Below are 16,555 nucleotides of genomic sequence, written 5' to 3'. Positions count from 1 at the left end.
ACACTGTCACAACTGACGATCCACTTTCCAGATCGCTTGGAAAAATACATCAGCTTATGAGGCCATTTGGCTGACACAGAGTTTTGAACATCCTCTTTGGAGCGGAGTTAAGCCTGTTTGTCCATTTCGCTAAGTAATCATAACTCTATGCTCTAAAGCTACTGGTACGTACAGGGCTCAACTTGGACTTCTGTATTGGAGAGGTCGATTATGGCAAGCATGTCCTCGTTATCGTCATCTATTCCAACTTCTACAAAGCCAAAGCTAGAGTAGAAATCTTTAGCAACTGGGTTTTTGGGGTTGTAGCAAATCTTTATTTGCTTAATATTGGGGGGCTGCCTGATCTCATGCAGGGCTAACTTCAGGGCAGCCCTGCCTATTCCCTTTTGCTGGTATTTCTGGTCAACCATAAAACGCCATATAGACATCTTTTCATGGTTTTCCTTGACCCACATAAAAAAACCAACTGGATTTTCTCCAAAATAAATCGCGCGGGTTTCATACCCAGTATTGAACTGTGCCTCTACCAGTGACCACAGATTGCATGCGACATATTCCTGCTGCTCCAAGGCAACATCTAGATCGCAAACAGCCTCGTAATTATCCTTGGTTATTAGTCGAAGGGAGGTGGCCATCGTTAATCCTTAAACTCCATTACCGAGGTCCTTGTAAACGATTCACGATTAATTTTGTTCTTTTATCGTTTTTAGAGCAACCTGTAAGCTATCTTGATCACCGGTCTCAATATCTGGATTTACACCGTGCCCTTCCCAATTAACCGGGCCTTCAGTCAATGTAGAAACCGGGCGGCTACTGGGAATGCCGATCTCAAATCCGAAGGGTAGGGATTGGGGTGTATCCATCATGTGCGCCCCACCGGCGCTGGCAGTGCCGATAATTTTGGCTCTACCCAATTGCTGCAACGAGAATGCAACACTTTCAGCGGCGGAGAAGGAGCGGTCATTAATCAAGATCACCAGTGGTCTCTCCGTACCGTAGGCTGGCCAGGGTAGGGTGGTGATACGACTTGGTTTTATTTTCTTTTCCCTGCTTTCTATTACAAAGGGGAGCGGCTTAGTGGTATCGATAAGGGATTCCAGAATAGCGCCTGCAGTATTTTCATCGCCTCCGCCATTGTTACGCAGGTCCAAAATTAGGCCATCACTATGTTGGATCAGTGTAAAAGCTGCCCCTAGGGTGGACTTGGCATTTTCAAAAGTATGGAAAGAGGAGAGGGATATATAGGCGATATTGCCAGATAGTATCTCGATTTTCTTCACTCCATAATTATTTTTTGGGGCTTCTATTCGCCATTGTTCTATCCAGTTATTTGACTCATCCTGGTCTCCAACATGTTCCAAGTAGAAGTGCTTGTCGCCGGATAACTCGCGGAGTTTATCAGTGATTTTTTTGGAGAATATCTGGGTATTGTTGCAATATTGCTCTAATTCGGCGGAGTCTGCTAATTCAGCTATTTGTTTCGACAGGATATCAGCTTTATTTGCCAGTACGTATTTATCTCCGACAGCGGCAGATGCCGCTTTGATGACAGAATTAGTATTGAACTGGCATTTTTCTTCAGCTTGGCCTGAATGGGCAGAGAACAGTAAGGGCAGGACAAGAGCTATGACAGGCTTCATTGTTTTTTGATCTCCTCGGGTAATTGCCTCTGTATACGATCTTGAAAGCGGTTTGTTTCCAGGGCGCTGATGGCGGTGTCCAGCAAATCTGACAAGGGCATAGGTAGCTCTGTATTTAAGGACTTTTCTGCATATACGGTTGCTTGCCAGTGAGCTTTTAAGCGCGGTAGAAGTGATGCGCCTTTGTGGGTCAGTCGAACCTTGCGCTCTCTCGCATCTACTCCTTTCACTATTTCTACCAGCTCCTGTATCACCATATCTTTAACGGTTTGGCTGACGGCAGGTTGGGACAGTTGAGCACTGGCTACTATCTCACCGATGGTAACGTCGCCTTTTCGCATTAGAGTGCGCATTACTGGGGTATACCGCGGTTTGTAATTTTCTATACCGCAGCCGCTATAGCTCTTACTGACATCGCCATCCAGTAGCTCAAGCAAATGTCTGAGGCGAGTTCCCAATTGGCTGTAGTCCATAATTTAATATTTATATAAGTGCTTATATAAATGACTATATACTGTCTGGTGATAAATGCAAATATCAGCTTGTCTTTTTGTTTAAGGGGGAGAGGCTGTTACTCAAGTTGAGTGCAAATTGAGGATGAGTCGCCAAGTCGAGTCACTGAAACTTAACCTTAACATTTGTTTCATCGAAATTTAGGAATTCCCCGCCACTCTTTGCGCCGCTAAATGCGAATCCGGCAATTGGGAAAAAATAGCGATGAAAGAATTTGGCTTGGCTGCTCTGGCAGCCCTGAGTCTTCCACTGATGGCTGAAGAGGTCCAGGCCAAGGACCTCATAATCTCGGAATATATCGAGGGCAGCGGCAATAACAAGGCACTGGAAATCTATAACGGTACCGGAGCGGCTGTAGATCTGGGTAATTACTCAATACAGCTTTTTTTCAATGGTTCCGATTCTGCCGCTGTAAATATCACACTCTCTGGAACCCTGGGTGATGATGAAGTGTTTGTTCTCGCCCACGGCAGCTCTGATGCAGCCATGCTGGATGTCGCCGACCAGGTTTATAGCAGTGGCCTGTTCAATGGTGACGATGCGGTAGCACTTGCTGGCCCTAACGGTTTCGTCGATGTAATTGGTCAAATTGGTACTGACCCCGGTAGCCAGTGGGGCAATAGCAGTGTCGGTACCCAGAATCAGACTCTGATACGCAACCTGGATGTGGTCAGTGGTCGTACCGATGGCAATAGTGCGTTCAATCCCGCCCAGGAGTGGTCCAGTCTTGGCCAGAACAACTTCGACCACCTGGGTTGGCATATTGAGGGTGATACAGGCGGTGGCAATGGCAGCGGTGGAATCGAGTTAGGTGCTTGTGGTGATTCAGCGACACTAATCAGCCAGATACAGGGTGAAGGGTTCGCAAGTTCGTTGGAGGGTGAACGCCACGAAATTGAAGCCGTAGTAGTTGGCAATTTCCAAGATTTCAATACCGGCCTTGCCGGCTTCTTCCTGCAGGAAGAGGATGGTGATCAGGATGGCCAGGACTCGACTTCTGAAGGTCTGTTTATTCACGATAATGCTTTCGGGGTGGATGTTCAGGTTGGAGATCTGGTACGGGTTGGCGGTATTGTTGATGAGTTTTACGATTTTACCGAGCTGAATCAGGTGGACGGCGTTAGCGTTTGTGGTAGCGGTTACGAGGTAACGGCTGCCAATGTGCAGATGCCATTTAACTCAGCCCAAGTGCAGGAGCAGCTCGAGGGTATGCTGGTAAAATTCCCGCAAAGCCTGACAGTCAATGGTCACTACAACCTGGGCCGTTATGGTGAGATTATTCTTTCCAGCGGCAGACTTTACATCCCTACCCACAATAATGCTCCCGGCTCAGCGGCAATTGCCCAGGCGGCGGCCAACGAGCTCAACCAAATTATTCTGGATGATGGCTCCACTGTACAAAACCCTGAGGAAATACCTTATCCGACACCGGGTTTGAGCGCATACAACACGCTGCGCAGTGGCGATACTCTGGAAGAACTTACCGGCGTGATGGCTTATGGGTTTGGTGCCTATCGAGTACATCCAGTTGAGGTACTGCAGTTCTCTTCCGTAAACCTGCGTGATGAAGCTCCTGTCCTGCCTGGTGATGGCAGTTTGCGTATTGCCAGTTTTAATGTGCTGAATTACTTCAATGGCGATGGCAGCGGAGGCGGCTTCCCCACAGCTCGTGGTGCTGACACCCCGGAAGAGTTCGAGCGCCAGAGAGATAAAATTATTTCTGCAATCCTGCGTATGGATGCCGATGTAATTGGCCTGATGGAAATTGAGAATGATGGCTACGGTAGTGACAGTGCAATCCAGGACTTGGTCAATGGATTGAACAGCGCAGACTCAGGGCAGAGCTACCAGTTTGTAAATCCGCATCTCCCACAGCTCGGCGACGATGAAATTGCCGTGGGTATGATCTACCGCAGCGACCGTGTTATGCCGATCGGCAGTGCTGCCACACTGCAGGATTATCCCTTCGACGATGGTAATCGCCAACCGCTGTTACAGGCATTTGCTGAGATTTCATCCGGTGAGCGTCTCGTCGTGGTTGTGAACCACTTTAAATCCAAGGGCAGTTGCCCCAGTGATGGCAGCCTAAACAGCGATCAGGGGGATGGACAGGGCTGCTGGAATTCACTACGCACTCTGGCTGCGGATGCCTTGGCTAGCTGGATCGATAGCGACCCTACAGGAACTGGTATCGATCGCGTGCTGGTATTGGGTGATCTCAACAGCTACGCCATGGAAAACCCCATTACCGCGCTTAAGAATGCGGGTTATACCGACCTGCTGGAGTGGTACGGAGCAGGCGAAGCTTATTCCTATGTGTATGACGGCCAGTCCGGTTACCTGGATCATGCCCTTGCCAGCGCTTCCCTGGCTCCGCTGGTAACTGCCACAGCGGATTGGCCTATCAATGCCGATGAGCCGCGTGTGCTGGATTACAACACCGAATATAAGACTGCAGAGCAGCAGGAAAACCTGTACTCCGCAGGGCCTTACCGGGCATCGGATCACGACCCTTTAATCGTTGAGCTGGACCTGGGTGCAGACAACTTGGCTCCCGCGGCTGAATTTAGCTGGGAGTCTGAGGGTCTTATATTCCGCTTTATCGACAACAGTAACGATGAAGATGGGAACCTGGTGAGCTGGTCTTGGGACTTTGGTGATGGTGCGAGAAGCACAGAGCAAAACCCCAGCCACAATTTCGATATCCCAGGTAGTTACTTGGTACGCTTGCAGGTAAAAGATGATCGTGGTGCGGTATCTACTATTGAGCAAATTATTGAAGTGAAAGGTGACGTTACCTCTCTGCAAGCGAACTTTAAATTACATCGTTTTTTTCGCTGGGTATGGATAGAAGATCGCAGTCAATATAACGGCGATAATAAACTTCAATATCAGTGGAGTTTTGGTGATGGCGTACAACGTAGTGGACGCTGGGCGTTACACCGTTACTCGCAAACTGGAAATTACGAAATTACCCTCACAGTGAGTGATGGCGAGGGTGTTGAAGATAGTGCCTCTCGTGAAGTCAAAATTTCCTGGCCACGCTGATATATATCAATTTTTGATTAATAATAAATATTCTGGTTGTCCTGGCGATGGGGTTATCAGCTCCCTGTCGTCGCTTCTCCAGGATTCTTGAAGTTGATAGCTTTTCCCTAGAAGCGAATGGCCGCACCCTGGTGGTGCGGTCCTTTTTATTTTGCTCCCCTCAAAAAATTAATCACTCTTAATAAATTTTTAAGCTCCTGGATTTCTGCGCCCCGAAAGAGCGGCCATACTTGAGTCTGTTCATACCAATTGGATTGTAGGGGGAGTTCCTTCTATGTCTCGTACATTTGAGAGTCTTGTGGGATTAAGTCTGGAGTGGACTGGCACCCATTACTCCGAAGAGGGGGATTTTCCCGATTTATCCACTTATATTGTCAGTTATGAAACCGGGTCCAGTTGCTATGTTACTGCGGGGGGCAAACTGGTCGGCAAAGCCAGTTATTCGTATGTACCAATGGGAGTACGCATGGCAGCACTGGTTTATCGGCCGGATATCTACCAGGGACGAAGTGGAGTTGTTCTTTACGCCATGTTGGATTTTGATCTGATGATGGATCGCGCAGTTATTATGCATAATGACCAACCCCTGGCGGTGGCCAATGGCAGTTTCCGAGTTGTGAACACGCCAGATAAGCCCATCACGGATCAGGATGTCATTTAATTAGAATACCGGGAGAGGGTTATATGGATAATCACGAAAAGATTAATTATGTAGAGTTCCCATCGAAGGATCTGGAAAAGACCAAGGCTTTCTTTTCTGAAGCTTTTGGCTGGGAATTTACGGATTACGGTCCCGAGTATTCTGCTTTTTCCGGTGCAGGGTTGGATGGTGGTTTTTTTCAGGCGAATCTGCACAGTTCAACAGTCAACGGTGCAGCGCTGGTAGTGTTATATAGTTCTGACCTAGAGGATACCTTACAAAAAGTCGAGAGCTGCGGTGCCCAAGTAGTAAAACCTATTTTTTCCTTTCCTGGAGGTCGGCGCTTTCACTTTGCCGAGCCCTGCGGTAATGAATTTGCAGTTTGGTCAGATACAGGGTTACAAAAGTAATTTTTCCAGCTGCTACAATAAAAAGCCCCCGGTTTTATTCGGGGGCTTTTTTGATTCAGGGCTAAAGAGTTTTTAGATTACGCTTTAAACTCAGTGTCCAGCTTCTTTTCCACCAGCTGCTTTTTCAGTTTTGTGTACTGGGGGATGCCGTTTTTGTAGGGGGGGTAATCCTCACCCTGGATCAGCGGCAGCAGGTACTTGCGTCCCGCTTCAGTGATACCGAAGCCGTCTTCGCTGATATATTCTTTCGGCATGAATTTTTCCACGTTGGCTACTTCAGACAGCGGCGCTTCCGCGATAGACCAGCTGTACTCTTCACCTTCTGCACGGATAATTGCCGGCATAATCGCGTTCTTGCCGGCTACCGCCATTTCTACAGCGGCGCGACCAACGGCGTAGGCTTGCTCCACATCGGTGGCGGAGGCGATATGGCGGGCAGCGCGCTGCAGGTAGTCGGCCAGTGCCCAGTGATATTTCAGGCCCAGTTCGCTCTTGATCATATTGGCAAGAGTCGGGGCTACACCGCCCAATTGCTTGTGGCCAAAAGCATCGGTGGTGCCGGCATCGGCGAGGAAGGTACCATCTGCGTACTGGGCGCCTTCTGAGGCGACAATAACGCAGTAGCCTTTTTCATCCACGGTCTTCTGTACCTTGGCGAGAAACTTTTCTTTATCGAAGGCCACTTCCGGGAACAGGATAATATGCGGTGCATCGCCTTCTTCTTCCTGGGCCAGGGCACCCGCCGCAGCAATCCAGCCCGCGTGGCGGCCCATCACCTCCAGGATAAAGACTTTGGTGGAGGTGGCGCACATGGAGGCGACATCCATTGCGGCTTCCTTGGTGGATACCGCTACATATTTGGCTACTGAGCCAAAGCCGGGACAATTGTCGGTCAGCGGCAGGTCGTTATCCACAGTTTTGGGAATGTGTACGGCCTGGATTGGGTAGCCCATGGTTTCAGATAGTTGGGATACTTTCAGGCAGGTATCTGCAGAATCGCCGCCGCCGTTATAGAAGAAGTAGCCGATATCGTGGGCTTTGAACACTTCGATCAGGCGCTCGTATTCCGCGCGGTTTTCTTCCAGGCTTTTCAGCTTGTAACGACAGGAGCCGAAGGCGCCGGATGGGGTGTGGCGCAACGCGGCGATGTCTTCCACACTTTCCTGGCTCACGTCGATCAGTTCCTCGCGCAGTGCGCCGAGGATGCCGTTCAGCCCCGCGTAGACTTTGCCAATCTTGTCCTGGTTTTCACGGGCAGCTTCTATTACGCCGCAGGCGGATGCGTTGATCACGGCAGTCACACCACCGGACTGTGCGTAAAAGGCGTTCTTCTTCGACATGGTTATCCTGTATTCGTAGAAATCTAGGGAAGTGTCCCGATCCGGTAATTCTTCCCAGTATTCACTATTCAATTAGCGGTACTAGTAGGGAATTCCGGGAGCTCGTATCGGGTGTCGGCCATTGTTGGAAAATTCCTACCACCGTACAGGGGATGAGGCCGACCAGTGCGGGGCGGAGTCTAATGGAATAGCGAGTAAATTGCATTGCAAGTGCGGGATTTGGCAATTACTGGCTTGATTTGCCGTGTTAAGCTTGCGCCGCAACCAGCAGGAGTACACATTTCCGCCATGCATATCCACATATTAGGTATTTGCGGCACATTTATGGGCAGTCTGGCCCAGTTGGCCGTGGCCGAAGGACACCGGGTCACCGGCAGTGATGCGAACGTCTACCCACCAATGAGCACCCAGTTGCAGCAGGCGGGTATCCAGATCACCGAGGGTTATGACCCGGCACAATTGGAGCCAGCCCCGGATCTGGTCATTATTGGTAATGCTATGTCCCGAGGTAATCCCGCAGTAGAGACGGTGTTGGAAAAAGGTTTGCCTTATACCTCTGGCGCCCAGTGGTTATGTGACCACTTCCTCGGTGGACGCTGGGTGCTGGCAGTATCCGGTACCCATGGCAAAACCACGACTGCCAGTATGCTGGCCTGGATTCTGGAAGCGGCAGATATGCAGCCTGGATTCCTGATCGGCGGTGTGCCTGGCAATTTCGGTGTGTCGGCACGTATGGGGGAGTCTCCCTTCTTTATTGTGGAAGCGGATGAATACGATACTGCCTTCTTCGACAAGCGCTCCAAGTTTGTGCATTACCGCCCACGCACAGTGATCATCAATAATCTGGAATTTGATCACGCGGATATCTTTGATGATCTGGCGGCGATACAACGGCAGTTTCACCACCTGGTACGTACCGTACCGGCCAATGGTCTGATTGTTGCTGCAGCTGAGGAAAATGTTGAACAGGTTCTCGAGCAGGGCTGTTGGACTGAGGTACAGCGTTTCGGTGTTGAAGGCCTGCAGGGCATCCGCATGGGAGACTGGTTGGCTCGCGATATTGCGGCGGATGGCAGCAGCTTCACTGTGCAGCTTGAAGGGGCTGAGGTGGCGCGAGTGGAGTGGGAACTCACTGGTATGCACAATGTGCGCAATGGCCTCGCCGCCATGGCTGCGGCTCGACACGTGGGTGTTGTACCGGAATTGAGTGCCGTCGCATTGGGGCGTTTTGAGGGGGTGAAGCGCCGTATGGAGTGCTTGGGTGAAGTGGCAGGCATCCGTGTTTACGATGATTTTGCCCACCACCCCACAGCAATTGAATCCACCTTAAATGGGCTCAGGGCCAAGGTAGGGGAAGATAAGATCATCGCCCTGATTGAGCCGCGCTCCAATACTATGCGAATGGGCGTGCACCAGGGCCAGCTGGCAAATTCCTGTAGCGGTGCGGATATGGTGTTGTGGTATCAGCCACAGGGAATGAACTGGTCTCTGGATGAAGTAACTCACCACTCCCCGGTTCCAGCCAAAGTTTTTGACACCATTGAGGGTGGAGTGGAATCTGCGCTCCAGCTTGCGGGTGAGGGCAGCCATATTGTAGTGATGAGCAACGGAGGTTTTGGTGGTATCCACCAGCGCCTGATCGGCGCTCTGGAACAGAAATACAATCGCCCAGTCTAGAAAAGAATACCGGTGGGCAACCTCTGGGTTTCCCATCAAGAAACCCGAGGGATTGACCTTGCAGCAACCTACTTTTGATAAAACCGTTACCCTGGCCATGACCGGGGCCTCTGGAGCCCAGTACGGCCTGCGCTTGTTACAGTGCCTGCTCGCCGCTAACGTGCGTGTCTGGTTGTTACTGTCTGATGCGGCCCAGGTGGTAATCAATACGGAAACAGACCTGCAGCTGCCCGAGGGTGATGATGATATCCTGCAGGGCTTTCTTGCCGATCGCTTTGCGGCAAAGAAGGGGCAGCTGACCCTGTTCGGTAAACGGGACTGGTTCTCTCCTGTGGCCTCTGGCACAGGAGCGCCGGCAAGTATGGTGGTTTGTCCAGCCAGCGGCGGCACTCTGTCAGCAGTGGCCTGTGGAGCCTCCAATAATCTGATTGAGCGAGCTGCTGATGTTGCCCTGAAGGAGCGCCGCCAGCTGATATTGGTTCCACGCGAAGCACCTTACTCGGAGATTCATCTCGAAAATATGCTCAAACTCACTCGTATGGGCGCGATGATTCTGCCGGCCAGCCCCGGTTTTTATCAAAAGCCGAGCACAGTTGAGGATATTGTCGACTTTGTGGTGGCACGACTACTAGACCAGCTGGATGTAGAACAAAAGCTGCTTCCGCACTGGGGTGAGTAGACTGGAGGGAGGCTAGAACCGTGAAACCGAGCATCACGATTCACTACTGTGTGCAGTGCAACTGGATGCTGCGAGCCACCTGGATGGCCCAAGAACTACTGTATACCTTTGCCGATGACCTCCAACAGGTTGCATTACAACCCGGAACTGGAGGAGTATTTGAAATCCGTATTGGTGAAAATTTGATCTGGGAGCGCAAGCGGGATGGCGGCTTTCCCGGAGCAAAAGAACTCAAACGGCGCGTACGGGACTTGCTGTTTCCCGAGCGCGATCTGGGACATATCGATACTCCCTGAAAATATTTCCAATAGCGCCGTGATATTGCAAATTTTATATTTGCGTATTCACCGCCAGGGCGATCAAAATATGCGCCGCATCGCGGCTCACTGATTTATTGGATATAAGCGGAAATTTATGCTGTCAGCTTTCAAGACCTGCTACGAATACCTGGTGACCAAACGGCCTGTGGCTGTGTTAATGGTTGTTGGCTTACTCACCCTGCTGGCAGCTATGGGCCTGCCCCGCTTTAAGATCGATGCCTCCGCTGATTCCCTAACTCTGGAAGCGGACAAATCCCTGGACTATTTCCGTGAGATTGCCGAGCGTTACGCCAGTGGCGACTTCCTGGTAGTGACCTACCGCTACAACGATGGTGATCTGTTCAGCGACGAGTCCCTGCAGACTCTCGCCAAGCTGCGTGATGAGCTGGCTGGGGTAGATGGCGTTTCCAGTGTACAAACCATTCTCGATGTGCCCTTGTTGTACAGCCCCAAGCTGTCTTTAACCGATATCACTGACGAGATTCGCACCCTGTCCAATCCGGATACTGACAGGGACCTGGCTCGGCAGGAGTTCCTCTCCAGTCCTATTTACCGCGAGCTTATTCTAAGTCCAGATGGCCAGACGACCGCGCTGCTTGCCAACCTGAAACTGGACAGCCGTGGTATCGAATTGGTGCGCGAGCGCGATGCCCTGCGCCGCAAGCGCAATAGCGAGGGTTTGAGCCCGGAAGAGGCTACGCGTCTGGAAGAGGTGAGCGCAGTTTATTTGGAACACCGAACGGCCCAGGAGCTGGAAGCGCGGGCGCGGGTCGATGAGGTGCGAGGGATTCTCGCCAGTTATAAAGGCGAGGCGGAACTGTTCCTCGGTGGTGTAACCATGATCACCTCAGACATGATCACCTTTATCAAGAGTGATCTGGTGGTTTTTGGTGTGGGTATCCTCGCCTTTATCATCCTTACCTTATTACTGATTTTCCGTCAGCCGCGCTGGGTACTGTTGCCGCTACTTACCTGTGTCACTACAGCAGTGATGATATTGGGGCTGCTCAGCTGGCTCGACTGGCGCATGACGGTGATCTCCGCCAATTTCGTTGCGCTACTGCTGATTATTACCCTGGCGATCACCATCCACCTGGCTGTGCGCTACCGCGAATATATTGCGCAGAATCAGCAATGGGGGCGCGAGGAATTGGTGCTGCAGACGGTGCGCTTTATGGCCAAGCCCTGTCTGTACACTGCCCTGACCACGATCGTTGCTTTTGTGTCGTTGGTGGTGAGCGGTATCCGTCCGGTGATTGATTTCGGCTGGATGATGACCATGGGTGTAACTCTGGCCCTGGTGTTGTCATTCCTGATTATCCCCAGCTTCCTGATGATCCTGCCCAAGCGCCAGGGCAAAGTGAGCCAGGATAATTCGCACGCGTTTACCCTGCGTTTCTCCAGCTTTGCTGAGCGCCATAAATTCATCGTACTGGGCGTTTCCCTGTTGGCAGCTGTGGTCAGTGTGGTGGGTATTTCCCAGCTGAAAGTGGAAAACCGCTTTATCGATTACTTTGATGACTCCACTGAAATCTACCAGGGCATGCTGGTGATTGACCGCCGCCTGGGTGGCACAGTGACCCTGGATATTATTCTCGACAAGCCGGAGGAAGCGGAACCGGCCTTTGAAGGTGAGGAGGATCCTTTTGCCATGGAGGCGGAGGAGGACCCGTTCGCGGTTGAAGAAGATCCCTTCGCCTCTGATGATCCTTTCGGTGGAGAAGAGGAGTCCCAGGAGCAGAGTTACTGGTTTACTGTGGCTGGCCTCACCAAATTGGAACAATTGCACGATTACCTGGAGCAGCAGCCGGAAATTGGCAAGGTCCAGTCCCTGGCGACCCTGTTCAAGGTGGCTCGCGATTTAAAAGGCGGTCAGCTCAATGACTTTGAGCTGGCAGTAGCCAACACCAGCCTGCCGCCTGAAATCAGGAGCGTGCTGGTAAATCCCTATCTCTCTGTTGAGAACAACCAGGCGCGTATCACTTTGCGGGTGATGGAAACCGATCCGAATTTGCGCCGTAGCGAATTGATCGAGCGTATCTACAACTACGCCCATAATGAAATGGGCATAGCGCCGGAAAATATCCATCAGACCGGCTTGCTGGTGCTGTATAACAATATGCTGCAGAGCCTGTTTAAGTCCCAGATCCTGACGCTGGGTGCGGTATTTGTGGGCATCCTGCTGATGTTTCTGGTGTTATTCCGCTCCCTGTCGATCGCTATTATTGCGCTGGTGCCTAATATGCTCGCTGCTTGTGTGGTACTCGGTGGTATGGGTCTCGCCGGTATTCCACTGGATATGATGACTATCACCATCGCCGCGATTACTGTGGGTATCGGTGTGGATCATGCGATTCACTACCTGTACCGATTCCGTGCGGAATTCGCCAAAGACGGCAATTATCTGGAGACCATGCATCGCAGCCATGCGACTATTGGCCGCGCCATGTTCTATACGGCAATTACGATTATTGCCGGCTTCTCGATTCTTGCGCTGTCCAAGTTTGTGCCTTCAATTTACTTTGGTTTGCTGACTGCACTGGCGATGTCTGCGGCATTGCTTGGATCACTCACCCTGCTGCCGCTGTTGCTGGTGATATTTAAGCCGCTGGGTGTTGGGTCTGTGGATAAAGGTCAAGTGGAAATTCCAGAGGGAGCAGCTAAGGCCTGAGGGAACCCTCTTTCACCAAAATAAAAAAGCCGGGCGATAGCCCGGCTTTTTTATTTGTAGATTAATTCGTAGGGAATTAATCCTGGCGGCTGGTAATTTCCAGCAGGTGGTAGCCAAACTGGGTTTTCACCGGACCATGCACCTTGTGTAGCTCTTCGGAGAATACGACCTTGTCGAATTCGGGCACCATCATGCCCTTGCTGAATTCACCCAGATCGCCACCGGAGCGGCCGGAAGGGCACTGGGAGTATTGCTCGGCAATCTTGCCGAAATCTGCGCCATTCTCGATCTGTTGCTTCAGCTCCAGGCACTTGTCTTCGTTCTCTACCAGGATATGGCGGGCTGTTGCTTTGGGCATCAATAATCTCCATTGGGTTGATAAACCGCAGCAGCTTAATCGGTGTGTGGCGAGCACGCCACCGACAATTGCTTGGATAAGGCGGAAACTCCGTCGCAGTTCTGTGGATTGGCGCTAAAACGCCTTTTCTGTTTACTTAGGAGTAGTACTGCGGATGGTATCTTTACAGGATGAGCTAACCGGCGAGAACAGCATTGCAAAAGATTCCCCTTTTTCCCCTGGGCATGGCCCTATATCCAGGTGTCACCCTGCCACTGCGTATCTTTGAACAACGTTACCTGCATCTGGTCAGCGAATCACTGAAAAGTGATAGCGGCTTCGGTGTTGTATTGATCCGCTCCGGTGGGGAGGTAGGGCACGCCTCCGTATGGCCGCTCGGTGTCTATGTACACATTGTCGACTGGAGCCAGGGAGAGGGGGGACTATTGAATGTCCAGGTGGTTGGTCGGCGTCGCTTCCGCATTACCAGCACTGAGCGAGCTGATGACGGTTTATTGTTCGGGGAGGTTGAATGGTTGCCAAACGAAGAGCCCAAACCCATTCCCGCTGACTGCGATGGCTTGCTATCGGTGCTTGATGAGTTGAAGGAGCGCGCCGAGATGTTGTCACTCAAGTTCGATAGTGTCGACTCTGCAGATGCCCTCTCCTGGCAGCTCGCTCAGTTGCTTCCCCTAGAGGATAAGGCGCGAGTAGAGTTGCTGGCCGTTGAGGACCCCTTGATGCGTCTCGCCAGTATCGCCGAGAACCTGGACCGCTGGGCAAGGGAATGATAGTGCAGCCAGCTTTCTGGTGGCAGCCCGTATTTATGCCGTTTAAACCCATAGTCACTGGGGTATACTGCGCGGCCGACCGGATTTCGCACGGAGAGCCAAGTGACCGCCACCAATAGCACTGATCAGCAATCCACCCGCGTCAAACTCGAACAGATGGGCCGCGCCGCTCGCTCTGCCTCGAGATTAATGGCGAGAGCCGATACCAATAGTAAGAACCGTGCCCTTCGGGCAATTGCCGCTGAATTGGAAGCCCAACGGATTCAACTGGCTGAGGCCAATGCTCAAGATATGCAAGCGGGCCGTGAACGTGGCCTGGATGCCGCGCTGCTCGATCGGCTGGAACTCAACGATGAGCGCATCGATGCAATGATCGAGGGGTTGCAGCAGGTTGCGGATCTGCCTGATCCGGTGGGAGAAGTTGAAGACTTATGCTATCGCCCCAGTGGTATTCAGGTAGGCAAGATGCGCGTACCCCTGGGAGTGGTGGGGATTATTTATGAATCCCGCCCCAATGTGACGATTGATGCGGCGAGTTTATGCCTGAAATCCGGTAACGCCACTATTTTGCGCGGTGGCAGTGAGGCATTGCACTCGAATCAGGCGATCGCTGCCTGTATTACCCAGGGGCTGCGAGAAGTGGGATTGCCGGAAACGGCGGTGCAAGTGGTGGACACCAGTGATCGCGAGGCAGTTGGTGCCCTGATCTCCATGCCTGATTATGTGGATGTAATCGTTCCTCGAGGCGGCACCGGCCTGATTGAGCGGGTTAGCCGTGAGGCCAGAGTACCCGTGATCAAACACCTGCACGGTGTTTGTCACGTTTATATCGACGACTTGGCCGATGAACAGAAGGCGTTTGAGATTGCCCTGAATGCCAAAACCCATCGCTATGGCGTGTGCAACGCCATGGAAACCCTACTGGTGGCGGAGGGGATTGCAGAGCGAATACTGCCGCGTTTGGCAGAAGCCTTTGAGCTTAAAGGTGTGGAATTGCGTGGCTGTGCCCGTACCAGCGAGATACTGCCCCATTGCGCAGAGGCCAGGGAAAGCGATTGGAGTGAAGAGTACCTGGCCCCGGTACTGTCCATTCGGGTGGTGGCAGATATGGATGCTGCGATGGACCATATCGCCCGCTACGGTTCAGGACACACTGAGGCGATTGTTACTGAAAATTACACGCGCAGTCGTCGCTTTCTGGCGGAAGTGGATGCCAGCTCGGTGATCATCAATGCATCGACTCGCTTTGCCGATGGGTTTGAATATGGACTGGGGGCTGAAATTGGCATCAGTACTGATAAAATCCACGCCCGAGGCCCGGTGGGGCTGGAGGGGCTCACTTCGCAGAAGTGGATTGTATTTGGGGATGGCCATATTCGCCGTTAATTCCGGTCTTCATTCAAGTAGCCATTAACGAGGTAATTTTGGCGACTAAGCGGCATACAATAGCCCTGTTCGGGGGTACCTTCGACCCTGTGCACTTTGGCCACCTGCGCATGGCGCTGGAACTGCGTCAGGCGCTGGGTTTCGACGAAATGCGCCTGCTGCCCAGCCACCAGCCGCGACACCGGCAGAGTCCGGGAGTCTCGTCTCGCCAACGCAGTGAGATGTTGGCCTTGGCCCTGCAGGGTTGTGATGAGCTGCTGCTGGATGAGCGAGAGCTAAATCGCGGCGGTGATACCTATACGGTGGATACCCTGGAGGAGTTACGCAAAGAGCTGGGACAGGAAGTATCCATCAGTTTTTGTATGGGCTCCGACTCCCTGTTGACCTTGCACCGGTGGCACCGCTGGCAGAGGCTATTGGAGCTGGCGCATCTGGTGGTGGTGACCCGCCCCGGTTGGCATCTTCCAAAAAGTGGTGATGCGGGGAGTAATCCCAAACTGATGGATTTGCTGCAGAGCCACCAAGGGACAGCAACAGATTTGTACGAGCAGGCCTTGGGGAGTTTGGTATTGCGCGAGCAGACCATGTTACCTATTTCCGCAACAGAAATTCGCCAATTATTGAATAGCGGTCAGTCGCCGCGATTTTTGTTGCCGGCCACCGTATTGCAATACATTGAAGACCATCAACTCTATACAAAAGCGGTTGCCACTGGTGACCAGTAATGAATCAAGGTGTTATGACAAATATTAAAGATATCGCGCTCAAAGCTCTGGAAGATCTGAAAGGCAAAGACATTGTTGCGCTGGATGTATCTGAACTCTCCGATGTAATGGACAACCTGGTAATCTGTACAGGTACTTCCAGCCGTCAGGTGAAGTCCCTGGCAGAAAATGTGGTGGATGAACTTAAGCTAGAGGGTGTGCGCCCGATTGGTGTTGAGGGCAAAGAGCAGGGCGAGTGGGTGCTGGTAGATTATGGCGATCTAGTCGTACATGTCATGTTGGCGGATGTTCGTAATTTCTACGACCTGGAAAAGCTCTGGTCGATGACACCAAATACCCGCGATGATGCCGGTGGTAGTGATCCTCACCAGGACTGAA

At 51.8% G+C, this 16,555-nt stretch carries 16 protein-coding genes; 11 read left to right on the top strand and 5 right to left on the bottom strand.

Annotated features, from left to right (window positions below; translation table 11 throughout):
• Positions 1-158: 158 nt before the first annotated feature.
• The 3 genes from ACCI49_RS11935 to ACCI49_RS11925 are packed head-to-tail and all read right to left on the bottom strand — an operon-like array spanning position 159 to position 2,098.
• The gene (locus ACCI49_RS11935; RefSeq protein ID WP_371839218.1) at positions 159-635 is read right to left on the bottom strand and encodes a GNAT family N-acetyltransferase; all 477 of its coding nucleotides are present in this window, start codon (positions 633-635) and stop codon (positions 159-161) included.
• Positions 636-683: 48 nt separating this feature from the next.
• Positions 684-1,640 (bottom strand): S41 family peptidase, encoded by a 957-nt coding sequence (locus ACCI49_RS11930; protein ID WP_371839217.1) that lies wholly within the window; start codon positions 1,638-1,640, stop codon positions 684-686.
• A complete protein-coding gene (locus ACCI49_RS11925; RefSeq protein WP_371839216.1) occupies positions 1,637-2,098 on the bottom strand; it encodes a MarR family winged helix-turn-helix transcriptional regulator in 462 nt (153 codons plus the stop codon). The genes ACCI49_RS11930 and ACCI49_RS11925 overlap by 4 nt, the downstream gene beginning before the upstream one ends.
• A gap of 259 nt (positions 2,099-2,357) precedes the next feature.
• Between ACCI49_RS11925 and ACCI49_RS11920 the strand changes: the two genes are divergently transcribed.
• The 3 genes from ACCI49_RS11920 (at position 2,358) to ACCI49_RS11910 (ending at position 6,251) form a co-directional block, all read left to right on the top strand.
• Entirely contained in the window at positions 2,358-5,201 is a 2,844-nt protein-coding gene (locus ACCI49_RS11920; protein WP_371839215.1) for an ExeM/NucH family extracellular endonuclease, read from the top strand.
• A gap of 274 nt (positions 5,202-5,475) precedes the next feature.
• Positions 5,476-5,862 carry a hypothetical protein gene (locus tag ACCI49_RS11915; protein WP_371839214.1) on the top strand — a complete coding sequence of 129 codons (387 nt, stop codon included), beginning with the start codon at positions 5,476-5,478 and terminating at the stop codon, positions 5,860-5,862.
• Positions 5,863-5,885: 23 nt separating this feature from the next.
• Complete coding sequence (locus tag ACCI49_RS11910) at positions 5,886-6,251, top strand: VOC family protein (protein WP_371839213.1); 366 nt, start codon at positions 5,886-5,888, stop codon at positions 6,249-6,251.
• A gap of 77 nt (positions 6,252-6,328) precedes the next feature.
• Here the strand turns inward: ACCI49_RS11910 and ACCI49_RS11905 are convergent, their stop codons facing one another.
• Positions 6,329-7,591 carry a 6-phosphofructokinase gene (locus ACCI49_RS11905; RefSeq protein ID WP_371839212.1) on the bottom strand — a complete coding sequence of 421 codons (1,263 nt, stop codon included), beginning with the start codon at positions 7,589-7,591 and terminating at the stop codon, positions 6,329-6,331.
• A gap of 288 nt (positions 7,592-7,879) precedes the next feature.
• On the opposite strand from ACCI49_RS11905, the gene mpl reads away from it, so the two are divergent.
• The 4 genes from mpl to ACCI49_RS11885 all read left to right on the top strand — a co-directional run bounded on the left by mpl (position 7,880) and on the right by ACCI49_RS11885 (position 12,938).
• On the top strand, positions 7,880-9,268 hold the full coding sequence (gene mpl, locus ACCI49_RS11900; protein ID WP_371839211.1) for a UDP-N-acetylmuramate:L-alanyl-gamma-D-glutamyl-meso-diaminopimelate ligase: 1,389 nt from the start codon (positions 7,880-7,882) through the stop codon (positions 9,266-9,268).
• Positions 9,269-9,365: 97 nt separating this feature from the next.
• Positions 9,366-9,947 (top strand): flavin prenyltransferase UbiX, encoded by a 582-nt coding sequence (locus ACCI49_RS11895; protein WP_371839220.1) that lies wholly within the window; start codon positions 9,366-9,368, stop codon positions 9,945-9,947.
• A 20-nt stretch (positions 9,948-9,967) separates the two neighbouring features.
• Positions 9,968-10,243, top strand: coding sequence for an Rdx family protein (locus ACCI49_RS11890; protein WP_026304984.1), 276 nt, complete (start codon positions 9,968-9,970; stop codon positions 10,241-10,243).
• Between the two features lie 118 nt (positions 10,244-10,361).
• Complete coding sequence (locus ACCI49_RS11885; protein ID WP_371839210.1) at positions 10,362-12,938, top strand: efflux RND transporter permease subunit; 2,577 nt, start codon at positions 10,362-10,364, stop codon at positions 12,936-12,938.
• 76 nt (positions 12,939-13,014) lie between these two features.
• Here ACCI49_RS11885 and ACCI49_RS11880 read toward each other — a convergent pair whose 3' ends face one another.
• The gene (locus tag ACCI49_RS11880; RefSeq protein ID WP_371839208.1) at positions 13,015-13,296 is read right to left on the bottom strand and encodes a peptidylprolyl isomerase; all 282 of its coding nucleotides are present in this window, start codon (positions 13,294-13,296) and stop codon (positions 13,015-13,017) included.
• A gap of 194 nt (positions 13,297-13,490) precedes the next feature.
• Here ACCI49_RS11880 and ACCI49_RS11875 point away from each other — a divergent pair, with 194 nt between their 5' ends.
• The 4 genes from ACCI49_RS11875 to rsfS all read left to right on the top strand — a co-directional run bounded on the left by ACCI49_RS11875 (position 13,491) and on the right by rsfS (position 16,554).
• The gene (locus tag ACCI49_RS11875) at positions 13,491-14,066 is read left to right on the top strand and encodes an LON peptidase substrate-binding domain-containing protein (RefSeq protein WP_371839207.1); all 576 of its coding nucleotides are present in this window, start codon (positions 13,491-13,493) and stop codon (positions 14,064-14,066) included.
• 102 nt (positions 14,067-14,168) lie between these two features.
• Entirely contained in the window at positions 14,169-15,452 is a 1,284-nt protein-coding gene (locus tag ACCI49_RS11870) for a glutamate-5-semialdehyde dehydrogenase (RefSeq protein WP_371839205.1), read from the top strand.
• Positions 15,453-15,490: 38 nt separating this feature from the next.
• Positions 15,491-16,177: a nicotinate-nucleotide adenylyltransferase gene (nadD, locus tag ACCI49_RS11865; RefSeq protein WP_371839203.1), complete on the top strand. Its 687-nt coding sequence runs from the start codon at positions 15,491-15,493 to the stop codon at positions 16,175-16,177.
• Complete coding sequence (rsfS, locus tag ACCI49_RS11860; protein ID WP_371839201.1) at positions 16,177-16,554, top strand: ribosome silencing factor; 378 nt, start codon at positions 16,177-16,179, stop codon at positions 16,552-16,554. Before nadD ends, rsfS begins: the two co-directional genes overlap by 1 nt.
• The last annotated feature ends 1 nt before the right edge of the window (position 16,555 follow it).

This window comes from Microbulbifer epialgicus (assembly GCF_041447265.1).
GTDB lineage: Bacteria > Pseudomonadota > Gammaproteobacteria > Pseudomonadales > Cellvibrionaceae > Microbulbifer > Microbulbifer epialgicus.
This window is presented reverse-complemented; position numbering and strand designations above follow the sequence as displayed.

Coding starts and splice junctions, on each gene's coding strand:
- ACCI49_RS11920 (WP_371839215.1), top strand. CDS start 2,358: ATGAAAGAATTTGGCTTGGCTGCTCTGGCAGCCCTGAGTCTTCCACTG.
- ACCI49_RS11930 (WP_371839217.1), bottom strand. CDS start 1,640: ATGAAGCCTGTCATAGCTCTTGTCCTGCCCTTACTGTTCTCTGCCCAT.
- rsfS (WP_371839201.1), top strand. CDS start 16,177: ATGAATCAAGGTGTTATGACAAATATTAAAGATATCGCGCTCAAAGCT.
- ACCI49_RS11910 (WP_371839213.1), top strand. CDS start 5,886: ATGGATAATCACGAAAAGATTAATTATGTAGAGTTCCCATCGAAGGAT.
- ACCI49_RS11895 (WP_371839220.1), top strand. CDS start 9,366: ATGACCGGGGCCTCTGGAGCCCAGTACGGCCTGCGCTTGTTACAGTGC.
- ACCI49_RS11915 (WP_371839214.1), top strand. CDS start 5,476: ATGTCTCGTACATTTGAGAGTCTTGTGGGATTAAGTCTGGAGTGGACT.
- ACCI49_RS11905 (WP_371839212.1), bottom strand. CDS start 7,591: ATGTCGAAGAAGAACGCCTTTTACGCACAGTCCGGTGGTGTGACTGCC.
- ACCI49_RS11880 (WP_371839208.1), bottom strand. CDS start 13,296: ATGCCCAAAGCAACAGCCCGCCATATCCTGGTAGAGAACGAAGACAAG.
- ACCI49_RS11935 (WP_371839218.1), bottom strand. CDS start 635: ATGGCCACCTCCCTTCGACTAATAACCAAGGATAATTACGAGGCTGTT.
- mpl (WP_371839211.1), top strand. CDS start 7,880: ATGCATATCCACATATTAGGTATTTGCGGCACATTTATGGGCAGTCTG.
- ACCI49_RS11885 (WP_371839210.1), top strand. CDS start 10,362: ATGCTGTCAGCTTTCAAGACCTGCTACGAATACCTGGTGACCAAACGG.